This window comes from Micromonospora chalcea, from assembly GCF_002926165.1.
In the GTDB taxonomy this organism is placed as follows: domain Bacteria; phylum Actinomycetota; class Actinomycetes; order Mycobacteriales; family Micromonosporaceae; genus Micromonospora; species Micromonospora chalcea.
In genome coordinates this window covers 1-21,802 of sequence record NZ_MAGP01000108.1, presented here as the reverse complement: position 1 = coordinate 21,802, position 21,802 = coordinate 1, and the positions used below count along the sequence as shown (strand labels likewise).

Below are 21,802 nucleotides of genomic sequence, written 5' to 3'. Positions count from 1 at the left end.
GCGTGACCGGACTCCTCGGCCCGGCGGAGATCCGGGAACTCGCCGCGCGCCTCGGCGTCACGCCGACCAAGAAACTCGGCCAGAACTTCGTGCACGACCCGAACACGGTGCGCCGCATCGTCACCACCGCCGGACTCACCCCCGACGACGTGGCGCTGGAGGTCGGCCCCGGGCTCGGCTCGCTCACGCTCGCCCTGCTCCCGGTCGCCGCGCACGTGCACGCCGTGGAACTCGACCCGGCGCTCGCCGCCGCGCTGCCGGAGACCGCCGCCCGCTTCGCCGGCGAGGCCGCCGGGCGGCTCACCGTCCACCCGGCCGACGCGCTGCGGGTCACCGCCGCCGACCTGGCCGACCCGGCGCCGACCGCGCTGGTGGCGAACCTGCCCTACAACGTCGCCGTGCCGGTCGTACTGCACCTGCTCGCCGAGCTGCCCACACTGCGGCACGGCCTGGTGATGGTGCAGAAGGAGGTCGCCGACCGGCTCGTCGCCGGTCCCGGCTCCAAGGTGTACGGCATCCCGTCGGTCAAACTCGCCTGGTACGCCCGCTCCCGGGCCGCCGGCAAGGTCCCGCCGAACGTGTTCTGGCCGGTGCCGAACGTCGACTCCGGCCTGGTCGCCTTCACCCGGCGCGAACCGCCCCGGCCGGACGTACCCCGGAAGGCCGTCTTCGCCGTCGTCGACGCCGCGTTCGCCCAGCGCCGCAAGACGCTGCGCGCCGCCCTGGCCGGCTGGGCCGGCGGCGCGGACCGGGCCGCCGCCGCGCTCGCCGCGGCCGGTGTCGACCCGGGCGCACGCGGCGAATCGCTCACCGTGGAGCAGTTCGCCGCCATCGCCGCGTCGGCCCCCGACGGCTCCGCCGCCGAGCAGTAGGCTGGCGCCGTTGCCCGACCCCGCCGAGGAGCTGACCGTGCAGAAGCCGTTCGACATCCGCCCGCGTCCAGGGGAGCTCACCCGGTGACCGAGGCATGGCGACCGGAGGACGAGGACGGGCAGCGACGCGGGGCCAGCGGCCCGGTCAAGGTGCGGGTGCCCGCCAAGGTCAACCTGCATCTCGGGGTGGGACCGCTGCGGCGTGACGGCTACCACGAGCTGAACACCGTCTACCACGCGATCTCCATCTACGACGAGCTGACCGCGCGGCGCGGCGACACGCTCACCCTCACCATGGAGGGCGAGGGCGCAGGCGAGCTGGCCCTGGACGACACCAACCTGGCGCTGCGCGCCGCGCACGCGCTCGCCGGCTACGCGGGCGTCGCCCCGCACGCCCGGCTGCACCTGCGCAAGCAGATCCCGCTCGCCGGCGGGCTGGCCGGCGGCAGCGCCGATGCCGCCGCCGCGCTGGTCGCCTGCGACACGCTCTGGGGCACCGGGCTGTCCCGCGACGAGTTGGCCGGCATCGCCGCCGACCTCGGCTCCGACGTGCCGTTCCTCATCCACGGCGGCACCGCGCTCGGCACCGGCCGCGGCGAGGCGGTCAGCCCGGTGCTGGCCCGCCCCACCTCCTGGCACTGGGTGGTGGCGATCCACGACGGCGGCCTGTCCACCCCGGCCGCCTACCGGGAACTGGACCGGCTGCGCGACGCCGGGGCCGCCGGCACCCCGCTGGGCAGCACCGACGCGCTGCTCGCCGCGCTGCGCCAACGCGACCCGCGGGTCCTCGCCGCCACGCTCGGCAACGACCTCCAGGACGCCGCGCTGACCATGCGCCCGTCGCTGGCCGAGACGCTCAAGGCCGGCGAGGCCGCCGGCGCGCTCGCCGGCATCGTCTCCGGCTCCGGCCCCACCTGCGTCTTCCTCGCCGCCGGCGAGGCCGACGCGGGGCGGATCGCCGCCGAACTGACCGCCGCCGGGGTGTGCCGGGAGTTCCGCGTCGCGCACGGACCGGTCGCCGGCGCCCGCGTGGTCTGACGCCCCGTACCCTTGACTCAGGCGTCCCGGGCCCCGGGACGCCTGAGTCGTGAAAGGTGGGGAATGGCCAACATCGTCAACCTGGACCGGGTGTCCAAGGGGTACGGCGCCGCCGGGCCGCTGCTCACCGACGTCTCGCTCGGCCTCGACGACGCCGACCGGGTCGGCGTGGTCGGCCTCAACGGCGCCGGCAAGTCGACGCTGCTGCGGCTGCTCACCCGCACCGAGGAACCCGACGACGGCCGCGTCACCCACCGCCGTGACCTGCGCGTCGCCTGGCTGCCGCAGCGCCTGGACCTGGCCCCCGACCTCACCGTGCGGGACGTGGTGCTCGGCACCGCCTGGCTCGGCGAGAGCATGGGCGCCGAGCACGAGTGGGCCGGCGACGCGGGCGTGCGCGCCATCCTCGACGGCCTCGGCATGCCCCACCTCGGCCTGGACACGCCGGTCGGCCCGATGTCCGGCGGGGAACGCCGCCGGGTCGCGCTCGCCGCGCTGCTGGTCCGCGACGCCGACCTGCTCGTCCTCGACGAGCCCACCAACCACCTCGACGTCGGTGGCGTCGACTGGCTGGCCCGCCACCTCGTCACCCGCAAGGGCGCGCTCGTCGTGGTCACCCACGACCGCTGGTTCCTCGACGCCGTCTGCACCACCACCTGGGAGGTCGCCGACCAGACCGTCCGGGCGTACGAGGGCGGCTTCGCCGCGTGGACGCTCGCCCGCGTCGAGCGGCAGCGCGTGGCCGCCGCCACCGAGGCGCGCCGGCAGAACCTGCTCCGCAAGGAGATCGCCTGGCTGCGCCGCGGCGCGCCGGCGCGCACCTCGAAGCCCAAGTTCCGCATCGACGCGGCGAACGCGCTCATCGCCGACGTCCCGGAACCCCGCGACACAATGTCGCTGCAACGGCTCGCCACCGCCCGGCTCGGCAAGCAGGTGTACGACCTCGAACACGTGCGGCTGCACGCCGGCCCGAAGGAGATCCTGCACGACACCACCTGGCAGGTCGGGCCCGGCGACCGGGTGGCCATCCTCGGCCGCAACGGCGCCGGCAAGACCACCCTGCTGCGGATGCTCGCCGGGGTGACCGGCCCCGACGGCGGGCGCTTCGCCGCCGGGCAGACCGTCCGGCCGGCGTTCCTGTCCCAGGAACTCGCCGAACTCCCCGGCCACCTGCGCGTGCTGGAAGCCGTCGAGGAGGTGGCCCGGCGCGTGCAGTTCGGCGACCGGGAGATCAGCGCCTCCCAGCTCGCCGAGATCTTCGGCTTCGACGACCGGCGGCTCTGGACCCCGGTGAGCGACCTGTCCGGCGGCGAGCGCCGCCGCCTGCAGATGCTGCGGCTGCTCGCCGGGGAACCCAACGTGCTCCTGCTGGACGAGCCCACGAACGACCTGGACACCGACACGCTCGCCGCGCTGGAGGACCTGCTCGACTCGTGGCCCGGCACGATCGTGGTGGCCAGCCACGACCGCTACCTGATCGAGCGGGTCACCGACGTCGCGTACGGCATGTTCGGCGACGGCCGGCTGGTGCACCTGCCCGGCGGCGTCGACGAGTACCTGGCGCGCGCCGCCGCGGCCGGCGGCCCGGCGCCCGCCGACCTCACCCCGGCCACCGCGGCGCCGGCCCGCGAGGGCATGTCCGCCGCCGAGGTACGCACCGCGAAGAAGGAACTCAACCGGCTGGAACGGCAGATCGCCAAGCTGGAACAGAAGGAGGCGGCCCTGCACGAGCAGCTCGCCGCGAACGCCACCGACTACGCCCGGGTCGCCGAGCTGGACGCACAGCTCAAGGAGGTACGGGCCGAGCGGGACCGCACCGAGGAGACCTGGCTGACCCTGGCCGAGGAGCTGCCGGGCGGCTGACCTGCCGCCGGGGTGGGGGGTGTGCGGCGTCACTGACCGGCGTACGGGACAATCACCGGTGGAACCCTCGTCCGAACGGTCTTTTGGAGACGCAGAGATGGCCCACACCCCCGTCAACCACCCCGCGCGGCCGATCTACCGGGCGATCGGCGGGATCGTTGGTCTGTACTTCGTCGTCTTCGGCGGCCTCGGCGTCATCGCCAGCGCCGGTGGCGACTTCTTCGGCCAGGACGACACCAAGGTTCTCGGCCAGGGCACCAACATGGCGTTCTCGCTGGTGTCGGTGCTCGTCGGCGTGGTGATCCTGGTCGGCACCGCGATCGGCCGCAACCTCGACGTGGCGATCAACCAGTGGCTGGCCTACACCCTGATGGTGATCGGCCTGGGCTCGCTGGCGTTCCTGCAGACCGACGTCAACATCTTCAACTTCTCGATCATGACCGACGTCGTGGTCCTGACCCTGGCGCTGGTGCTCCTGATGGCCGGCATGTACAGCAAGGTCGGCTCCGACGAGGAGCACGAGGCGTGGCAGAAGGCCCGCCTGGTGCTCTGACCCCTCCTCCCACGAAGGCCCGGCGCGGCGCGCCGGGCCTTCGGTGTTTTCCGGACGTGAACGGACAACCCAGGCGACAATTGCCCCGAATCAGTCCCACGGCTGGAGGGCACCATGGCGCACTTCCCGGTGAACCACCCCGCGCGGCCCCTCTACCGGGTGCTGTCCGGGCTCATCGGCCTCTACATCCTGGTCTTCGGCGTCTACGGCGTCTTCCTGACCTGGGGCGAGGGACTGTTCGGCCGGGGCAGCAACTGGGCGCTGGGCCTGCGCACCAACCTGGCCTTCTCGCTGGTCTCGGTCGTCTTCGGCGCGGTCCTGCTGGTCGGCGCGTCCCGCCGCAACAACCTCGGCCACTACATGAACCTCACCGCCGGGGTGGTCTTCCTGGTCACCGGCATCCTGATGATGTCGGTGCTGCAGACCTCGGCGAACTTCCTCAACTTCTCGATGTCGACGGTCATCGTCTCGCTGCTGTTCGGGCTGGTCCTGCTCGCCACCGGCCTGTACGACAAGGTCGGCACCGCCGAGCACGCCGAGGAGGAACGGCAGCGCCGCTACCACCCGATCGGCGAGCGCTGACGCGGCTGTTGCGCTGACGCGGCGTCAGCCCCGGGGGATCGGCCCGGGCTTCGACTCCAGGTGCGACAACCCGTTCCAGGCCAGGTTCACCAGGTGCGCCGCCACCGTCTCCTTGCGCGGCTTGCGCACCTCCAGCCACCAGCGCCCGGTCAACGCCACCATGCCCACGAGAGCCTGGGAGTAGAGCTCGGCGAGCTTCGGGTCGTACCCCCGGATGGAGAACTCGCCCGCCAGGATGTGCTCCACCTGGTGCGCCACGTCGTTCATCACGCTGCTGAAATTGCCGGTCGCCGACATCAGCGGCGACTCCCGGACCAGCACCCGGAACCCGCTGGTCTCCTCCTCGATGTAGGTCAGCAGCGTCAACGCGGCCTGCTCCAGCAGCTCCCGCGGATTGCCCGCGGTCAGCGCAGTGGTGATCCGGTCCAGCAGGGCCCGGACCTCCCGGTCCACCACCACCGCGTAGAGCCCTTCCTTGCCGCCGAAGTGCTCGTAGACCACCGGCTTGGACACCTTGGCGCGCGCCGCCACCTCTTCGATCGAGGTCGCGTCGAAGCCGCGCTCGGCGAAGATCTGCCGGGCGATCGAGATCAACTGCTCGCGCCGCTGCGTCGCGGACATCCGCACCCGGGACGGCTTCGCCGCCGGCGCGGGCCGCCGCCGGGCGCGGTCACTGCCGGGAACGTCGGTCACCCGCCCCATCCTGCCAGGCGAGGCGTACGCGGTCCGACCGGACGCCTGGTTGTCGTACGTACGTTCTAAGTTCTGTCCATGGTCGACCCACTCGCCGCCGAGGCGCGCCGCCTGCGCGTCGAGGAGCAGCTCTCCGTCGCCGACATCCGGGCCCGCCTCGGCATCGGCCGCGATCGGGTGTACGCGCTGCTGCGCGGCATCCCGCCGCCGGAGTGGACCCGCCGGCCCCGTGCGCGCGACGACGCCCGCGCTGAGGCGCTGCGGCTGCGGGCGGCCGGCCGATCCGTCAACCAGATCGCGGAGCAGCTCGGCGTGGCGAAGTCGACCGCGTACCAGTGGGTGCGGCACCTGCCGTTGAACCCGGACGACGCGACGGCCGAGCGGCGACGTGCCCATTCACGAGCGATGACGGAGGCGCGCTGGAGCGCGTACCGGGAGTCGCGGGACGCCGCGCAGGCCGCGGAACACGCCAGGTCCGCCGGGGTGGTCGGCGGGCTCGGTGAGCGGGATCTGCTGATGCTGGGCGCCGCGATCTACTGGTGCGAGGGCGCCAAGTCGAAGCCCTGGCGGCCCCAGGGCCGGTTGGAGTTCGTCAACAGCGATCCCGGGCTGCTCGCCCTCTTCCTCGCGTTCCTGGCCTGCTGCGGCATCGAACGCGACGGGCCGGCCTATCGGCTCCTGATCCACGAGTCCGCCGATGTCGCGGCGGCGGAACGCTGGTGGGTGGAACGGCTGGCTCTTCCGCCGGAGCGGTTCGGTCGGGCGACCCTCAAACGGCACAATCCGGCGACGGTGCGGCGGAACAACGGCGCGGACTACCGCGGCTGCCTGGTGATCACCGTTCCGCGCAGCCGGTGGCTCTACTGGCGCATCGAGGGCGTGATGACCGGAGTCGGGCGCGCGGTGGAACAGGGGCGAGATGAGTGATCAACCGGATGCCACCGGTGGCCGTGGTCGGGGTGCGGCGCTGAAGGGCGTCGCAATTCGGCTGCGCGAGGAGGGCTGCACCGTCGACGAGATCGCGGGCCGGCTCGGCGTCGCCAAGTCGACCGCCTACCGCTGGGTGAGGCACATACCGCTCGACGTCTCCTCGGGCGCCGCGGCGCAACGCCGTCGTGCGGCCGGGGCGCGGCGGGCGCTCAGCTGGGCGAAGAAGCGGACGCTGCGCGAGGCGGACGAGTGCGAGGCGCAGAGACGGGCGGCCGAGTGGGTCGGGGTGCTCGCGCCGCGGGAACTGCTACTCGTCGGTGCGGTGCTCTACATGTGCGAGGGCACGAAGAGCAAACCGGGCAACCCCCGATACGACCTGACGTTCACCAACAGCGACATCCGCCTGGTGGAACTGTTCGTCCGCTTCGTCGAGACGACAGGGCGAAGCCGCCAGGAGCTGAGGTATCGCGTGGCCATCCACGAGAACGCGGACGCCGAGGCGGCCGGCCGATGGTGGGCGGCCGAGCTGGGCGTGGACTTCGGTTGCTTCCAGCGGCCGACGCTGAAGAGACACAGTCCCCGGACCACGCGGACCAATGTCGGGGCGGAGTATCGGGGATGTCTCGTCGTGAGAGTGCCTCGGTCGCGCGACCTGTACCTGTGGATGACCGGCGCGGTGGAGGGCATGGTCGCGGCGTCTGCCCCCGATCCGAGACCTCCCGAGGCGGACGACACCCGCTAAGCTGTCTGCGTCCCTTCGGCCGTGGTGTAACTGGCAACACCCAAGATTTTGGTTCTTGTGTTTCAGGTTCGAATCCTGGCGGCCGAGCAATTTCCAGGTATAGGCGTCCTTCTTGGGGTACGCGGCAACCTGCCCGCTGGTCTGGTTAGCATGACCGCGAGACTGTCGCCGTCCCGACGGGAGAGCCACGTCGTGTCCCAGCCCCACCTCCGCACCGTTGTCGTGCTCGCCGCCGGTGAGGGCAAGCGGATGAAGTCGTCCCTGCCCAAGGTGCTGCACCCACTGCTCGGCCGTACCCTGCTCGGTCACGTCCTCGCCGCGGCCGGGCCGCTGCGCGCGGACCGCACCGTGGTGGTGGTCGGCCACGGCGCCGACCAGGTCCGGGCGCACCTGACCGACGTGGCCCCGGCGGCGACGCCGGTGCTCCAGGAGCGCCAGCTCGGTACCGGGCACGCCGTCCGCATCGCGCTGGACGCGGTGCCGGACGCGACCGGCACCGTCGTGGTGATCAACGGGGATGTGCCGCTGCTGCGGCCGGAGACGGTCCAGGCGCTGGTCGAGGCGCACGAGGACGCCGCCGCGGCGGCGACGGTGCTGGCGGCCGAGGTGCCGGACCCGACCGGCCTGGGCCGGATCGTGCGGGACGTGCAGGGGCGGCTGGAGCAGATCGTGGAGGAGCGGGACGCCTCGCCCCAGCAGCGCGCGCTGCGGGAGATCAACGCGGGCATCTACGCGTTCGACGTGGCCCGGCTGCGGGAGGCGCTGGGCAAGCTCTCCACCGACAACGACCAGGGCGAGGAGTACCTGACCGACGTCTTCGCGCTGCTGCGCGACGCCGGGGAGCCGGTGGCGGTGCACTGCGCCGCCGACCACGTGGAGACGCTCGGCTGCAACGACCGGGTGGAGCTGTCCGCGCTGCGGCGGCTGCTGCGGGACCGGGTGAACGAGGGCTGGATGCGTACCGGGGTCAGCATCCTCGACCCGCACACGACGTGGATCGACGTGACGGTGACCGTGGAACGGGATGCGGTGATCGACCAGAACACGCAGCTCCAGGGCGCCACGGTGGTCGGCGCGGGCGCGCTCGTCGGCCCGGACACCACGCTCGTGGACACGGTGGTGGGCGCGGGCGCGAGCGTGGTGCGCTCCCACGCGCTCGGCGCCGAGGTGGGGCCGGAGGCCAGCGTGGGGCCGTACGCGTACCTGCGGCCGGAGTCGCGGCTGGGCCGCAAGGCGAAGGTCGGCACGTTCGTGGAGACCAAGAAGACGTCGATCGGTGAGGGCTCGAAGGTGCCGCACCTGTCGTACGTGGGGGACGCGACGATCGGCGACCACAGCAACATCGGCGCGGCCACCGTCTTCGTCAACTACGACGGGGTACGCAAGCACCACACCACCATCGGCAGCCACGCGCGTACCGGAGCGGACAACATGTTCGTGGCGCCGGTGCGGGTCGGCGACGGCGCGTACACGGCTGCGGGTTCGGTGATCACCGGGGACGTGCCGCCGGGCGCGATGGCGGTGGCGCGGGGCCAGCAGCGCAACGTGGAGGGCTGGGTGCTGCGCAAGCGGGCCGGCACGGAGGCCGCGGAGGCGGCGCGGCGGGCCGGTGAGGATGCGCCGGAGTCGGGCGCAGCCGCAAGGGAAGGTGACTGACTCCACGGGGATCGGCGGGCCGTGGGTGGATCGCTGAACCGGGGGCATACTGCAACCGAACACTCCCCGGCCTCACCGCCGCCGGGCACCACCGACATACGGGAGCAGACGGGCCCATGGGCAGCATCGTCGCCGAAAACCGCAAGAGCCTGATGCTCTTCTCCGGGAGGGGTTTTCCGGAGCTGGCCAAGGAGATCGGTGAGGTGCTCGGCGTCGCGCCGACGCCGGCCGACGCGTACGACTTCGCCAACGGCGAGATCTTCGTCCGGTACAAGGACTCGGTTCGTGGTTCGGACGCCTTCGTGGTGCAGTCCGTGACGCACGGCGTGAACACCTGGGTCATGGAGACCCTGATCATGGTCGACGCGCTGAAGCGCGGTTCGGCCAAGCGGATCACCGTGGTGCTGCCGTTCTACCCGTACGCGCGGCAGGACAAGAAGCACCGCGGCCGGGAGCCGATCTCGGCGCGGCTGATCGCCGACCTGCTCAAGACGGCGGGCGCGAACCGCATCCTGACCGTCGACCTGCACACCGCGCAGATCCAGGGCTTCTTCGACGGCCCGGTGGACCACCTGTTCGCCATGGACGTGCTGGCGGAGTACGTGGAGCACAAGTACGCGGGCCGCCCGATGACGGTGGTGGCGCCGGACTCGGGCCGGGTACGTGTGGCGGAGCGCTGGACCGACCGGCTGGGCGGCTGCCCGCTGGCGTTCATCCACAAGACCCGCGATCCGCTCAAGCCGAACCAGGTCGTGGCGAACCGGGTGGTCGGTGAGGTCGAGGGCCGGGTGTGCCTGATCGTGGACGACATGATCGACACCGGTGGCACGATCACCAAGGCGGCGGACATCCTCAAGGAGCAGGGCGCGGCGGAGATCGTGGTCGCCTCGACCCACGCGCTGCTGTCCGACCCGGCGACGGAGCGGCTGAAGAACAGCCCGATCAGCGAGGTCGTGGTGACGAACACGCTGCCGCTGCCGTCGGAGAAGCAGTTGGACAAGCTGACCGTACTGTCGATCGCCCCGCTGCTGGCGCGGGCGATCCGGGAGGTCTTCGACGACGGTTCGGTGACCACCCTGTTCGGTGGCCTGAGCTGAGGAGTGCCGGTCCGGTCGCCGGTGTTCCGGCGGCCGGGCCGATGCCCTGCGGAACCGGCGGCGCGGTGATATGGGGGACTGCCGGAGAGCCGGGAATTCCCTCGGGTAGACTGGTGCGGTTGCCACGGCGAGGGTGCCCGGCGGGCTGCTGACAAGCACCGCACGGAGGCGCCGTCATCGACGCGGTGCTCCGGGCGGTCGTTCATGACCCTAGCCCCAGCGAGCCCCTCGCCCCAGCACCGCCAGACGACAAGCCGCCGCAGCGAAGCATCAGGAGTTTCCCCGTGTCCGAGGTAAAGATCAGCGCCGAGCCCCGTACCGAGTTCGGCAAGGGTGGTGCCCGTCGTACCCGCCGGGCCGGCAAGGTGCCCGCCGTGCTGTACGGCCACGGCGAGAAGCCCAAGCACATCGCGCTTCCGGCGCGGGAGTTCGCCGCCGCGATCCGTAAGGGCGGCGCGAACCAGCTCTTCGCGATCGAGGTCAGCGACGGCACCCAGGTGCTGGCGCTGCCGAAGGCGATCCAGCGTGACCCGATCAAGGACACCTTCGAGCACGTGGACCTGCTGCTGGTCCGCCGGGGCGAGAAGGTCACCGTCGAGGTCCCGGTCCAGCTGACCGGTGAGGCCGCCAAGGACACGCTGATCGTGCACGACCACGACACGCTGTCGGTGACCGCCGACGCGACCAAGGTGCCGGACCACCTGGAGGCGTCGATCGAGGGCGCCGAGCCGGGCACCACGATCACCGCCGCCGACGTCGAGCTGCCGGCCGGCGTCGAGCTGGCCACCGACGAGGAGACCGCTGTCGCCTCGGTGACCGCCGCTCCGACCGCCGAGCAGCTCGAGGCCACCCTCCCCGAGGTCGAGGAGGCCACCGAGGAGGCCGAGGCCGAGGTCGGCGAGGAGACCGCCGAGGGTGCCGAGGGCGCTCCGGCCGCCGAGGGCGAGGAGGCCCCGGCCGAGGCGAAGACCGAGGCCTGACCGGTCCGCAAGGCTGTGCGACAGGCGTCCCCGGTTCCCGGGGGCGCCTGTCGGCGTATCGGGACGGCTGGTCGGGGAAGCGAGCGGGAAGGGGCGTCGGGTGACGGACGAGGCGGGGCCGTGGCTGGTGGTCGGCCTGGGCAACCCCGGCCGGGAGTACGCGAACAACCGGCACAACGTCGGGTTCATGGTGGCCGACCTGCTGGCGGCCCGGGTGGGCGCGAAGTTCGGGCGGCACAAGCGCGCGATGGCCGAGGCCGCGGAGGGGCGGCTGGGGTTCGGCGGGCCGAAGCTGGTGCTGCTCAAGCCGTTGACGTACATGAACCTCTCCGGCGGCCCGGTGGCCGGGTTGGCGCAGTTCCACAAGATCCCGCCGGCGCACGTGATCGCGGTGCACGACGAGCTGGACATCCCGTACGGGCAGGTGCGGGTGAAGTGCGGCGGCGGCGAGGGCGGCCACAACGGTCTGCGTTCGATGTCGAAGTCGCTCGGCACGAAGGACTACGTGCGGGTGCGGTTCGGCATCGGCCGGCCGCCGGGGCGGCAGGACCCGGCTGACTACGTACTCTCGGATTTCTCCCCGTCGGAGCGCAAGGAGCTGGAGTTCCTGGTGGACCGCGCGGCGGACGTGGTGGAGTCGGTGGTTCTCAAGGGCGTGGAGCCGACGCAGAACCTGTACCACGGGGGCTGAGCAGTGGCCGGGGACCGAAGGGCGGGCGACGGGAGCATCATGGGCAGTCCTCCGATGATCGACGGCGGCTTCGCCCGGTGGCTGGCGTCGCGGGCCGGTCAGGCGCTGACGGCGTTGCGGACGGAGATGGGGTTCGCCGACGCGGGCGCGCTCCGGTCGGCCGGGGACAAGGTCTCGCACGACCTGATCCGCACCGAGCTGGCGAAGTGGCGGCCGGCGGACGCGGTGCTGTCGGAGGAGGACGAGGGTTCGCGGCTGGCCTGGACGGCGGAGGTGACGGACGCGGCGTTGTCGCGCCTGAACGCGGACCGGGTCTGGATCATCGATCCGCTGGACGGCACCCGGGAGTACGCGGAGGAAGGGCGCTCGGACTGGGCGGTGCACGTGGCGCTCTGGTCGCGTCACGCGTCGACGCCGCACGGTCTGGTGGCGGGCGCGGTGGGCCTGCCGGCCCAGCACCGGGTGCTCGGCACGGACCATCCGCCGGCGTATCCGCCGATGACAGTGGAGGCGGCCGTGGGTGGCGGCCGGCGGGTCATCCGGTTGGCGGCCAGTCGTAGCCGTCCGCCGGTTTTCCTGACCGATCTGGCAGAGGACGTCGGCGCTCATCTGGTCCCGATGGGCTCGGCGGGCGCGAAGATCGCCGCCGTGGTCACCGGCGAGGTCGACGCGTACATCCACGCGGGCGGTCAGTACGAGTGGGATTCGGCCGCTCCGGTCGCTGTGGCGACGGCCACCGGTCTGCATGCTTCCCGGATCGACGGTTCTGCGCTGAAATACAACGGGGCCGACCCGCGTCTACCGGATCTGCTGGTCTGCCGCAAGGATCTCGCGAGTCGGTTGCTTGCAGCGTTGCAGCGGCATTCCGGGTAACCTGAGCGTTCTTCTTCACGAGTCCGACCTGAAAGGTCTGGAATCCGATGTACGGATCCGTGCGAATCGAGTTCGTGTCATGACGTCCCCCGCCGCGTACCAGGTGTCGCACCTCGACGCCCTTGAGGCGGAGAGCATCTTCGTGATGCGCGAGGTGGTCGCCGAGATGGAGCGGCCGGTGCTGCTCTTCTCCGGCGGCAAGGACTCGATCGTGATGCTCCGGTTGGCCCAGAAGGCGTTCGCGCCGGCCAACATCCCCTTCCCGGTGATGCACGTGGACACCGGGCACAACTTCCCCGAGGTGCTCGACTACCGCGACCAGCGGGTGGCCGAGCTGGGCCTGCAGTTGATCGTGGCGAGCGTGCCGGAGGCGCTGAACAAGGGCCTGGTCCGCGAGTCCGCCGACGGCATGCGCAACCGGATCCAGACGCCGGTGCTGCTGGAGGCGGTGGAGAAGCACCGCTTCGACGCGCTGTTCGGCGGCGCCCGGCGCGACGAGGAGAAGGCGCGGGCCAAGGAGCGGGTGTTCAGCTTCCGCGACGAGTTCGGCCAGTGGGACCCGAAGAACCAGCGTCCGGAGCTGTGGGCGCTGTACAACGGCCGGCACCACCCGGGCGAGTCGATCCGGGTGTTCCCGCTGTCGAACTGGACCGAGCTGGACGTGTGGCACTACATCGCGCGGGAGCGGATTCCGCTGCCGTCGATCTACTACGCGCACGAGCGCGAGGTGATCGAGCGCGACGGCATGCTCTACGCGGTGAACGAGTTCTTCCGGGCCCGCGCCGGTGAGCAGCCGTTCAAGGCCCAGGTGCGGTACCGGACCGTGGGTGACGCCTCCTGCACCGCGGCGGTCCGGTCGGACGCCGACACGGTGGAGAAGGTGATCGAGGAGGTGGCCGCCACGCGGATCACCGAGCGCGGCGCGACCCGTGGTGACGACCGGGTCAGCGAGGCCGCCATGGAGGACCGCAAGCGAGAGGGCTACTTCTGATGAGCGTCGAGACCCTGGCGCCGGCCGAGAGCGACACCGCGCGGCCGATGGACCTGCTGCGGTTCGCCACCGCGGGCAGCGTCGACGACGGCAAGTCGACGCTCATCGGCCGTCTGCTCTACGACACCAAGTCGCTGTTCACCGACCAGCTCGCCGCCGTCGAGGCGGTCAGCGCGGCGCGTGGCGACGAGTACACCAACCTGGCGCTCCTCACCGACGGCCTGCGCGCCGAGCGGGAGCAGGGCATCACCATCGACGTGGCGTACCGCTACTTCGCCACGCCGCGGCGCAAGTTCATCATCGCCGACACCCCCGGGCACATCCAGTACACCCGGAACATGGTCACCGGCGCCTCGACCGCCGACCTGGCGCTGATCCTGGTGGACGCGCGTAAGGGCCTGGTGGAGCAGTCCCGCCGGCACGCGTTCCTCTGCTCGCTGCTGCGGGTGCCGCACCTGGTTCTCTGTGTCAACAAGATGGACCTGGTCGACTGGTCGCAGGAGGTCTACGAGCGGATCGCCGACGAGTTCACCGCGTTCGCGGCGAAGCTCGACGTGCCGGACCTGACGGTGGTGCCGGTCTCCGCGCTCAAGGGCGACAACATCGTCACCCGCTCGGAGAACATGCCCTGGTACGAGGGTCCGTCGCTGCTGCACCACCTGGAGCGGGTGCACATCGCCTCCGACCGCAACCTGGTCGACGTGCGGTTCCCGGTGCAGTACGTGATCCGGCCGCAGTCCACCACCGTCACCGACTACCGGGGCTACGCCGGGCAGGTGGCCTCCGGTGTGCTCAAGCCGGGCGACGAGATCATGGTGCTGCCGTCCGGCTTCACCAGCCGGATCGCGGCGGTGGAGACCGCCGACGGCCCGGTGGACGAGGCGTTCCCGCCGATGTCGGTGACGGTCCGGCTGACCGACGAGCTGGACATCTCCCGCGGCGACATGATCTGCCGGCCGAACAACGCCCCGATGGCCGTGCAGGACATCGAGGCGATGGTCTGCTGGATGGACGAGACCCGCCCGTTGCAGGTCGGCGGCAGGTACGCGATCAAGCACACCACCCGCTCGGCGCGGGCGATCGTGCGCGGCCTGCACTACCGGCTGGACATCAACTCGCTGCACCGGGACGAGACGGTGGGCGAGTTGAAGCTCAACGAGATCGGCCGGGTCCGGCTGCGCACCACGGTGCCGCTGCTGGCCGACGAGTACCGCCGCAACCGCACCACCGGCGGCTTCGTGATCATCGACGAGGCCACGAACCGTACGGTCGGCGCCGGCATGATCGTCGAGGCCGGCTGACCCCCTGCTTCGTAAGGAAGGGCCCCTTGTTAACAGCGCGCTGTTAACAAGGGGCCCTTCCTCTACCGCAGGCGTTAATAAGGGGCCCTTCCTTACACCCTCAGCCCAGGCGGGTGACGCCGTCGGCCGGGAGGACCGTGAGCGTGCCGGGGGCGGTGAAGCCGCGCTTCGCGTACGCCTCGGTGACGGCGGCGGCCCCCGGGTCGGCGGCCTCGGCGTCGATCAGGGCGAGCACGCAGCCGCCGAAACCGCCGCCGGTCATCCGCGCGCCGTACGCCCCGGCGGACAGCGCCGCCTCGACCGCGGTGTCGATCTCCGGCACGGTGATCTCGAAGTCGTCGCGCATGGAGGCGTGCGAGGCGGTCAGCAGCGGACCGGTGTCGCGGACCCGGCCGGCGCGCAGCAGCGCGACGGTGTCGAGCACCCGCTGGTTCTCGGTGACGACGTGCCGGACCCGGCGGCGGGTCTCGTCGTCGTCGAGGCGGGCCAGCGCGGCGTCGAGGTCGGCCACGTCGACGTCGCGCAGCGCGGTCACCCCGAGCGTCGCGGCGGCCCGCTCGCAACTGCGGCGCCGGGCGGCGTACTCGCCGTCCGCGTGCCGGTGCGGCGCCCGGCTGTCGATCACCAGCACGGCCAGCCCGGCGGCGTCCAGGTCGAACGGGATCTGCTCGACCTCCTCGGTGCGGCAGTCGAGGAACAGGGCGTGCCCGGCCCGGCCGCGGATCACGGCGGACTGGTCCATGATCCCGGTGGGCGCGCCGACGTAGTCGTTCTCGGCCCGCTGGGCCAGCCGGGGCCACGCCTGCGCGGGCAGGTCGAGGCCGCCGAGGTCGACCAGCGCGGCCAGCACCGCCGACTCGATCGCCGCCGACGAGGAGAGCCCGGAGCCGACCGGCACGTCGGAGGCGACGGCGAGCCGCGCGCCCGGCACGTCGTGGCCGGCGGCGCGCAGCGCCCACACCACCCCGGCCACGTAGGCGGCCCAGCCGTCGACGCCGCCGGGTTCGTCGGCCTCCGCCGTGCCGAACTCGACCGGCTCGTCGTCCAGCTCCGACCAGACCGTCCAGCGTCCGTCCGGGGCGGGCGCGGCGGCGACCACGGTACGCAGTGGCAGCGCGAAGGGCAGCACGAAGCCGTCGTTGTAGTCGGTGTGCTCGCCGATCAGGTTGACCCGTCCGGGTGCCGCCCAGCGGCCGGCCGGCTCGGTGCCGTACCGCTGCCGGAAGCCGGCGGCGGCGCGGTCGGCAACGGTCATGAGGGCTGCCCCGCGACGTGGGCCCGGTAGAACGCCCAGGCGTCGCCGACCATGTCGTGCAGGGTGGGCTTGGCCGGCGTCCAGCCCAGCTCGTCGCGGGCCAGCGCGGAGGACGCGACCAGCTCGGCCGGGTCGCCCTCGCGGCGGGGGGCCACCTCGACCGGCACCGGGTGGCCGGTGACCTCGCGGACCACGTCGACCACCTGCCGGTTGGTGAAGCCGTTGCCGTTGCCCAGGTTGTAGATGCGGTGCCGGCCCGGGGTGGCGGCGTCGAGCGCGAGCAGGTGGGCGCGGGCCAGGTCCTCCACGTGGATGTAGTCGCGTACGCAGGTGCCGTCGACAGTGGGGTAGTCGTCGCCGAAGAGCTGGAGCTTCTCCCGCCGCCCGGCGGCCACGTCGAGCGCGATCGGGATGAGGTGCGTCTCCGGGTCGTGCCGTTCGCCGATGGCCAGCCCGTCGCGCAGGTACGCCCCGGCGACGTTGAAGTAGCGCAGCGAGACGGCGGCCAGGTCGTGCGCGATCGCCTCGGAGGTGAGCGCCATGTCGACGGCCAGCTTGGTCGCGCCGTAGGTGCTGGTGGGGGCCTTGACGGCCGTTTCCGGGATGGGTAGTTCGGTGGGGTTGCCGTAGACGGCGGCGGTGGAGGAGAAGACCATCCGGGGCACCCGGGCGGCGCGGACCGCGTCGATGAGCGCGATCGAGCCGACGGTGTTGGTGTGCCAGTACAGCTCGGGCCGGATCATCGACTCGCCGGCGGCGATGAGGGCCGCGAAGTGCAGCACGCCGTCGTACCCGGCGTCGGGGGTGAGCACCCGGGCGGCCTCGTGCACCGGCAGGTCGACGTGGGTCGCCTCGGGGGCGAGGGCTTCCCGGTGACCGGTGCGCAGGTCGTCCAGCACGGTCACCTGGTGGCCGTGGTCGAGCAGCATCCGGGTCACCACGCTGCCGATGTAGCCGGCGCCGCCGGTGACGAGCAGTTTCACGTCGGTCGTCCTCCTACCTGGGCCGCGTCCCGCGGCCTTCCCGCGATCACCCTACGGCCGGGGGCGGTGTCGCGGCTGTCGAGTTGAGCCCGCCTCCATTCCATCACAATCCTTCATGACTGAACAGATCCGAACATCGGCCCGAGCTTACGGTGGCCGCTGTCTACCATCCTTCTCATGCGGGAGGGTGGTGGTCCCGGGCCCCGGCGGCGTCCGCCGGGGCGGCTCCGACGCGAACCCGGCCCGCTGGCCCGCACCGTGGCCCGCCTCGTGGTGCGGGCCGCCGACTGCGCCACCCGCCTGGTGACCGACCTGCTCGGCGCCAGCCCGGTCGCCGGCCGGGAGCGGATCAGCGAGGCCGAGCTGCGGGACCTGGTCGCGGCGAACACGCTGCTCGACGCCGTCGAGCGCCGGATCATCGACGAGGTGCTGCTGGCCGGCGCCCGGCTCGTCCGCGAGGTCATGGTGCCCCGCACCGAGGTGGTCTTCCTCAGCGCGGCGCTGCCGCTGGCCCAGGCGCGGCGACTGGTCCGGGACGACCCGCACACGCGCTACCCGGTGGTCGACGGCACCCACGACGACGTGGTCGGCATGGTGCACCTGCGGGACGTGCTGCTGCGCCCGGAACCCGACCGGCCGCTGGTGGTCGGCGAGCTGACCCGCGAGGTGAAACGCCTGCCGGACAGCAAGCGCGTGCTCGCGGCGCTGACCGAGATGCGCCGGGAGGGCCACCACCTGGCCGTGGTCATCGACGAGTACGGCGGCACCGCCGGCATCGTCACCTGCGAGGACCTGGTCGAGGAACTGGTCGGGGAGATCCGCGACGAGGAGCACAGCCCGCCCGAACCGGAATCCACCGGGCTGCCCGCCGTCGTGGACGGCCGGCTCAACCTGACCGACTTCGCCGAACGTACCGGGGTGCCGCTGCCCGCCGGCCCGTACGAGACGGTGGGCGGGTTCGTGATGGCCGCGCTGGGCCGGCTGCCGGTGGCCGGGGACGAGGTGCCGGTGGCGCTCGACCCGGACGGCGGATCGGTCCCCGCCGATCCGGCCGGCTGGCTGCTGCGGGTGCTGGCGCTCGACGGCCGGCGGGTGTCCCGCCTGGCGGTCTCCGCCGTGCGGCTGCCCGAGCCCCGGCGTGAGGTGAACGGTCCGCTTCCGCCCGTACCCGCCCGATCCACCGGCCCGTCATGACGGACGCCGGGGCTTGCTGACAGAATTGCCGCCATGTCCGACGTACCCGCCCGCCCGCGCGTCTTCTCCGGCATCCAGCCGACGGCCGACTCGTTCCACCTCGGCAACTACCTGGGCGCGCTGCGGCACTGGGTGGCGTTGCAGGACAGCCACGACGCCTACTACTGCGTGGTCGACCTGCACGCGATCACCGCCGGGCACGACCCCAAGGTGCTCAAGCACCGCAGCCGGGTGGCCGCCGCGCAGCTGTTCGCGCTCGGCCTCGACCCGGAGCGCAGCACGCTGTTCGTCCAGTCGCAGGTGCCCGAGCACCCGCAGCTGGCCTGGGTGCTCGGCTGCATCACCGGGTTCGGCGAGGCCGGCCGGATGACCCAGTTCAAGGACAAGTCGCAGAAGCAGGGCAGCGAGCGGGCCAGCGTCGGCCTGTTCACGTACCCGATCCTGCAGGCCGCCGACATCCTGCTCTACCAGGCGAACGCGGTGCCGGTGGGCGAGGACCAGCGGCAGCACCTGGAGCTGTCCCGCGACCTGGCGCAGCGGTTCAACTCGCTGTTCGGGCGCACCTTCACGGTGCCCGCGCCGCACATCGTGAAGGACACCGCGAAGATCACCGACCTGCAGGACCCGACGGCGAAGATGTCGAAGTCGTCCTCCTCCCCGGCCGGCATCATCGACCTGCTGGAGGACCCGGCCCGCTCGGCCAAGAAGATCCGCTCGGCGGTCACCGACACCGGCCGCGAGATCGTCTTCGACGCCGAGGGCAAGCCGGGCATCAGCAACCTGCTCACCATCTACTCGGCGCTGTCCGGCCGGTCCATCGACGACCTGGTGGCCGCGTACGACGGCAAGGGCTACGGCGACCTCAAGAAGGACCTGGCCGAGGTGGTGCGCGAGTTCGTCACCCCGATCCAGGAACGCACGAACGGCTACCTGAACGACCCGGCCCAACTGGACAAGCTGCTCGCGCGGGGCGCGGAGAAGGCCCGCGTGGTGGCCGACGCGACGCTGCGTGCGGCGTACGAGCGGGTCGGTTTCTTCCCGCCGGTGCGGTTCGAGTAGCGGCCCGGGCGGGACGGGTGACGCAGCCGGAGGCCGGAGGGGTGGCGCGCGACGTGGCGGGCAATGACGCGGCGCCGGGCGGCGCGGACACGATCCAGATCGGGATCGCCGTCGACATCCCCGAGCCGTGGGGCGGGATGCTCACCCGCCGCCGGGTCGAGGCCGGCGACCCGGCGGCCGTCCCCGCGCACGTCACCCTGCTCGGGCCCACCGAGATTCCGGTACGCGCGCTGCCCGCCGTCGAGGAGCACCTGGACCGGGTCGCCGCCGCGCACCTGCCGTTCACGCTGCACCTGCGCGGCACCGGCACGTTCCGCCCGGTCACCCAGGTGGTCTTCGTGGCGGTGGCGGCCGGGATCAGCGAGTGCGAACTGCTGGCCGCCGCCATCAACTCCGCTCCCGAGCTGCGCCGCGAGCTGCGTTTCCCGTACCACCCGCACGTCACAGTGGCGCAGGACGTGCCACCCGAGGTGCTCGACAAGGCGTACGAGGATCTGGCCGACTTCTCCGCGCTGTTCCAGGTGGAGGCGTTCACGCTGTTCTCGCACAGCGGGGCTACCCGGTGGCAGCCCCGGCGCGACTTCCGGCTCGGCGGGGCGAGCTGAACATTCGACCGGCCGGGGCTCCTCCGCCACGGGCGGAGATCAGCGAGGATGACGGGGTGAACGTCTTCGGCCGGATCGAGGCGGCGGTCGGGCGCCGCATCGACGCGGCCCGGGGCCGGTCGTCGGTCTTCGACCACGTGTGGCGGGCCGGGACGCTCTACGCCGACCTGCTCGCCGGGCGGCTCGCCGCCGCCATCGCGTACTACGGCTTCTTCGCCGTGTTCGCGCTCGCGCTCGTCGCGTACTGGGTCTTCGGCGCGGTGCTGCGCGACAACGAGGAGGTCAGCCGCGCGGCCGCCCACTTCCTCGAAGAGAACCTGCCCTTTCTCGACCCGGCGCAGATCGCCGAGAGCAGCAACACCGTCGGCGTGGTCGGCCTGGTCATCCTGGTGTTCACCGGCATCGGCTGGGTGGAGGCGATCCGCTCCTCGCAGCGGCTGATGTACGGCTTCAACCAGCAGCCCGGCAACCTGGTGATGCGGCGGCTGGTCGACCTGGGCGTGCTGGTCGCGGTCTTCGTGCTGCTGTTCGTCTCGGTCGCCGCCGTGGACGCGCTGGAGTCGCTGCTGCGTTTCCTGCTGCGCAGCACCGGCTCGGTGGGCCTGACCACGGTCAGCGCGGTGCTGAGCGTGCTCGTCAACGCCGTGCTGGCCGCCGCGCTGCTGCTCGCAGTGCCCCGGCTGCGGATGAGCCGGCGCCGGCTGCGCCCGGCGGTGCTCGCCGTCGCGATCGGCATCACCCTGCTCAACACGGTGGGGCGCTACTACGTGGTACGCACCGAGCGGAACCCGGCGTACACGGTGGTCGCCACCGCCGTGGGCCTGCTGCTCTACCTCTACCTGCTCAACCAGTTGGTGCTCTTCGGCGCGGCGCTCGCCGCCACCAGCCCGTACGGCCGGGTGGTGGACCTGGCCGAGGGCGGCGCCCGGGAGGTGGACGTGGAGGCGGACGTGCTCGACGAGGAAACCGAACCGGGAACGCCGGGAGGGGCGGGATGAGCGCGCGGATCCGGATCGACGCCGCGTCGGCGGTGCCGCCGTACGAGCAGGTGCGCGCGCAGTTCGCGGCGCGGATCGGCGACGGGCGGCTGCCGGTGGGGACCCGGCTGCCCGCGGTCCGGCAGCTCGCGGCGGACCTGGGGCTGGCGGTGAACACGGTGGCGCGGGCCTACCGGGAGCTGGAGGCCGCCGGGCTGGTCCAGACGCGCGGCCGGCACGGCACGGTGGTCGCGCCGGGGCGGGACGACGCCGTCGACCGGTTGCAGCAGGCCGCCGCCGGGTACGCCGCCGAGGCGCGCCGCCTGGGCGTCCCGTCGGAGCGGGCGGTCGCCCTGGTCCGCGCGGCGCTGGACGCCGGCACGCGTGGCTGAGCGTGGTCCCCTGAGCGGGGAGAGTCGAGCCGATGCGTTCCCCGGGCGGATCCCGTCCGACGATGATGGGCCGGTGGGCGCACTCGTGACACTCGACCTGCCGGACGACTCGCCGATGCTCGGCCTGCCGTGGATCATCACGTTCGGCCCGCTCGGCGCGGACGACGAGTGGGAGCCGGTGGTATGCGGCCCGTACGAGCGGGCGCACGCGCTGGCGCTGGCCGAGGCGGTGGTGGCCGAGGAGCAGTTGATGGCGGTGGTGGAGCCGCTGCTGCCCGCGCTCACGCCGGAGGAGATCCGGGGTGAGATCGCCGCCGCGCAGATCGCCGCCGAGGACGAGGCGGCCGAGATCGACCAGGCTGACCTGTACGGCGACTTCGAGGACGTCATCGACGAGGAGCTGGAACGGGCCGCCGAGCGCGAGCCGGAGCCCGAGCCGGCGAAGGCGCCCGACCGGGAGGAGATCCGGGCCGGG

23 protein-coding genes and 1 tRNA gene are annotated in these 21,802 nt (G+C 72.4%); 21 read left to right on the top strand and 3 right to left on the bottom strand.

The genetic code is table 11. The annotated features are described in order from the left end of the window. Positions 1 to 2: 2 nt before the first annotated feature. From rsmA to BAW75_RS13495, 5 genes are all read left to right on the top strand, one after another. Positions 3 to 872 (top strand): 16S rRNA (adenine(1518)-N(6)/adenine(1519)-N(6))-dimethyltransferase RsmA, encoded by an 870-nt coding sequence (gene rsmA / locus BAW75_RS13515; RefSeq protein WP_104113789.1) that lies wholly within the window; start codon positions 3 to 5, stop codon positions 870 to 872. A gap of 84 nt (positions 873 to 956) precedes the next feature. Further along, a complete protein-coding gene (locus BAW75_RS13510) occupies positions 957 to 1,910 on the top strand; it encodes a 4-(cytidine 5'-diphospho)-2-C-methyl-D-erythritol kinase (protein WP_104113788.1) in 954 nt (317 codons plus the stop codon). A gap of 63 nt (positions 1,911 to 1,973) precedes the next feature. Further along, positions 1,974 to 3,773 carry an ABC-F family ATP-binding cassette domain-containing protein gene (locus BAW75_RS13505; protein WP_104113787.1) on the top strand — a complete coding sequence of 600 codons (1,800 nt, stop codon included), beginning with the start codon at positions 1,974 to 1,976 and terminating at the stop codon, positions 3,771 to 3,773. A gap of 97 nt (positions 3,774 to 3,870) precedes the next feature. Continuing rightward, on the top strand, positions 3,871 to 4,326 hold the full coding sequence (locus BAW75_RS13500) for a DUF4383 domain-containing protein (protein WP_104113786.1): 456 nt from the start codon (positions 3,871 to 3,873) through the stop codon (positions 4,324 to 4,326). 114 nt (positions 4,327 to 4,440) lie between these two features. Continuing rightward, complete coding sequence (locus BAW75_RS13495; RefSeq protein ID WP_104113785.1) at positions 4,441 to 4,908, top strand: DUF4383 domain-containing protein; 468 nt, start codon at positions 4,441 to 4,443, stop codon at positions 4,906 to 4,908. 24 nt (positions 4,909 to 4,932) lie between these two features. Here the strand turns inward: BAW75_RS13495 and BAW75_RS13490 are convergent, their stop codons facing one another. Further along, positions 4,933 to 5,610, bottom strand: a complete 678-nt coding sequence (locus tag BAW75_RS13490; RefSeq protein ID WP_174534858.1) for a TetR/AcrR family transcriptional regulator — start codon at positions 5,608 to 5,610, stop codon at positions 4,933 to 4,935. Between the two features lie 69 nt (positions 5,611 to 5,679). Here BAW75_RS13490 and BAW75_RS13485 point away from each other — a divergent pair, with 69 nt between their 5' ends. The 10 genes from BAW75_RS13485 to BAW75_RS13440 all read left to right on the top strand — a co-directional run bounded on the left by BAW75_RS13485 (position 5,680) and on the right by BAW75_RS13440 (position 14,862). Further along, positions 5,680 to 6,528 (top strand): helix-turn-helix domain-containing protein, encoded by an 849-nt coding sequence (locus BAW75_RS13485; RefSeq protein ID WP_104113784.1) that lies wholly within the window; start codon positions 5,680 to 5,682, stop codon positions 6,526 to 6,528. Next, positions 6,521 to 7,273 (top strand): helix-turn-helix domain-containing protein, encoded by a 753-nt coding sequence (locus tag BAW75_RS13480; protein WP_104113783.1) that lies wholly within the window; start codon positions 6,521 to 6,523, stop codon positions 7,271 to 7,273. The genes BAW75_RS13485 and BAW75_RS13480 overlap by 8 nt, the downstream gene beginning before the upstream one ends. Before the next feature lie 15 nt (positions 7,274 to 7,288). After that, a tRNA-Gln gene (locus BAW75_RS13475) sits at positions 7,289 to 7,360 on the top strand. Between the two features lie 63 nt (positions 7,361 to 7,423). Further along, complete coding sequence (gene glmU, locus BAW75_RS13470; protein WP_208635245.1) at positions 7,424 to 8,929, top strand: bifunctional UDP-N-acetylglucosamine diphosphorylase/glucosamine-1-phosphate N-acetyltransferase GlmU; 1,506 nt, start codon at positions 7,424 to 7,426, stop codon at positions 8,927 to 8,929. Between the two features lie 116 nt (positions 8,930 to 9,045). Then, positions 9,046 to 10,026, top strand: coding sequence for a ribose-phosphate diphosphokinase (locus BAW75_RS13465; RefSeq protein WP_030501163.1), 981 nt, complete (start codon positions 9,046 to 9,048; stop codon positions 10,024 to 10,026). 284 nt (positions 10,027 to 10,310) lie between these two features. After that, positions 10,311 to 11,006: a 50S ribosomal protein L25/general stress protein Ctc gene (locus BAW75_RS13460; protein WP_013283957.1), complete on the top strand. Its 696-nt coding sequence runs from the start codon at positions 10,311 to 10,313 to the stop codon at positions 11,004 to 11,006. A gap of 100 nt (positions 11,007 to 11,106) precedes the next feature. After that, the gene (gene pth, locus BAW75_RS13455; protein ID WP_030501165.1) at positions 11,107 to 11,697 is read left to right on the top strand and encodes an aminoacyl-tRNA hydrolase; all 591 of its coding nucleotides are present in this window, start codon (positions 11,107 to 11,109) and stop codon (positions 11,695 to 11,697) included. Positions 11,698 to 11,736: 39 nt separating this feature from the next. After that, entirely contained in the window at positions 11,737 to 12,570 is an 834-nt protein-coding gene (locus BAW75_RS13450) for an inositol monophosphatase family protein (protein ID WP_069087186.1), read from the top strand. Between the two features lie 79 nt (positions 12,571 to 12,649). Beyond that, entirely contained in the window at positions 12,650 to 13,561 is a 912-nt protein-coding gene (gene cysD, locus BAW75_RS13445) for a sulfate adenylyltransferase subunit CysD (RefSeq protein ID WP_030501167.1), read from the top strand. Beyond that, positions 13,561 to 14,862 carry a sulfate adenylyltransferase subunit 1 gene (locus BAW75_RS13440; protein ID WP_030501168.1) on the top strand — a complete coding sequence of 434 codons (1,302 nt, stop codon included), beginning with the start codon at positions 13,561 to 13,563 and terminating at the stop codon, positions 14,860 to 14,862. The genes cysD and BAW75_RS13440 overlap by 1 nt, the downstream gene beginning before the upstream one ends. 100 nt (positions 14,863 to 14,962) lie before the next feature. Here BAW75_RS13440 and galK read toward each other — a convergent pair whose 3' ends face one another. After that, entirely contained in the window at positions 14,963 to 16,117 is a 1,155-nt protein-coding gene (gene galK / locus BAW75_RS13435; protein ID WP_104113781.1) for a galactokinase, read from the bottom strand. Next, positions 16,114 to 17,100: a UDP-glucose 4-epimerase GalE gene (gene galE / locus BAW75_RS13430; RefSeq protein ID WP_043326801.1), complete on the bottom strand. Its 987-nt coding sequence runs from the start codon at positions 17,098 to 17,100 to the stop codon at positions 16,114 to 16,116. Before galE ends, galK begins: the two co-directional genes overlap by 4 nt. Before the next feature lie 177 nt (positions 17,101 to 17,277). Here galE and BAW75_RS13425 point away from each other — a divergent pair, with 177 nt between their 5' ends. The 6 genes from BAW75_RS13425 to BAW75_RS13400 form a co-directional block, all read left to right on the top strand. Next, on the top strand, positions 17,278 to 18,294 hold the full coding sequence (locus tag BAW75_RS13425) for a hemolysin family protein (RefSeq protein WP_208635244.1): 1,017 nt from the start codon (positions 17,278 to 17,280) through the stop codon (positions 18,292 to 18,294). A 33-nt stretch (positions 18,295 to 18,327) separates the two neighbouring features. Then, positions 18,328 to 19,353 carry a tryptophan--tRNA ligase gene (gene trpS, locus BAW75_RS13420; RefSeq protein WP_043326798.1) on the top strand — a complete coding sequence of 342 codons (1,026 nt, stop codon included), beginning with the start codon at positions 18,328 to 18,330 and terminating at the stop codon, positions 19,351 to 19,353. 17 nt (positions 19,354 to 19,370) lie between these two features. Further along, entirely contained in the window at positions 19,371 to 19,958 is a 588-nt protein-coding gene (locus tag BAW75_RS13415; RefSeq protein ID WP_043326796.1) for a 2'-5' RNA ligase family protein, read from the top strand. A gap of 56 nt (positions 19,959 to 20,014) precedes the next feature. Further along, positions 20,015 to 20,956 carry a YhjD/YihY/BrkB family envelope integrity protein gene (locus tag BAW75_RS13410; RefSeq protein WP_043326794.1) on the top strand — a complete coding sequence of 314 codons (942 nt, stop codon included), beginning with the start codon at positions 20,015 to 20,017 and terminating at the stop codon, positions 20,954 to 20,956. Beyond that, on the top strand, positions 20,953 to 21,327 hold the full coding sequence (locus BAW75_RS13405; protein ID WP_104113779.1) for a GntR family transcriptional regulator: 375 nt from the start codon (positions 20,953 to 20,955) through the stop codon (positions 21,325 to 21,327). The genes BAW75_RS13410 and BAW75_RS13405 overlap by 4 nt, the downstream gene beginning before the upstream one ends. A gap of 73 nt (positions 21,328 to 21,400) precedes the next feature. After that, the coding region (locus tag BAW75_RS13400; protein WP_104113778.1) for a hypothetical protein at positions 21,401 to 21,802 on the top strand (402 nt) is incomplete at its 3' end.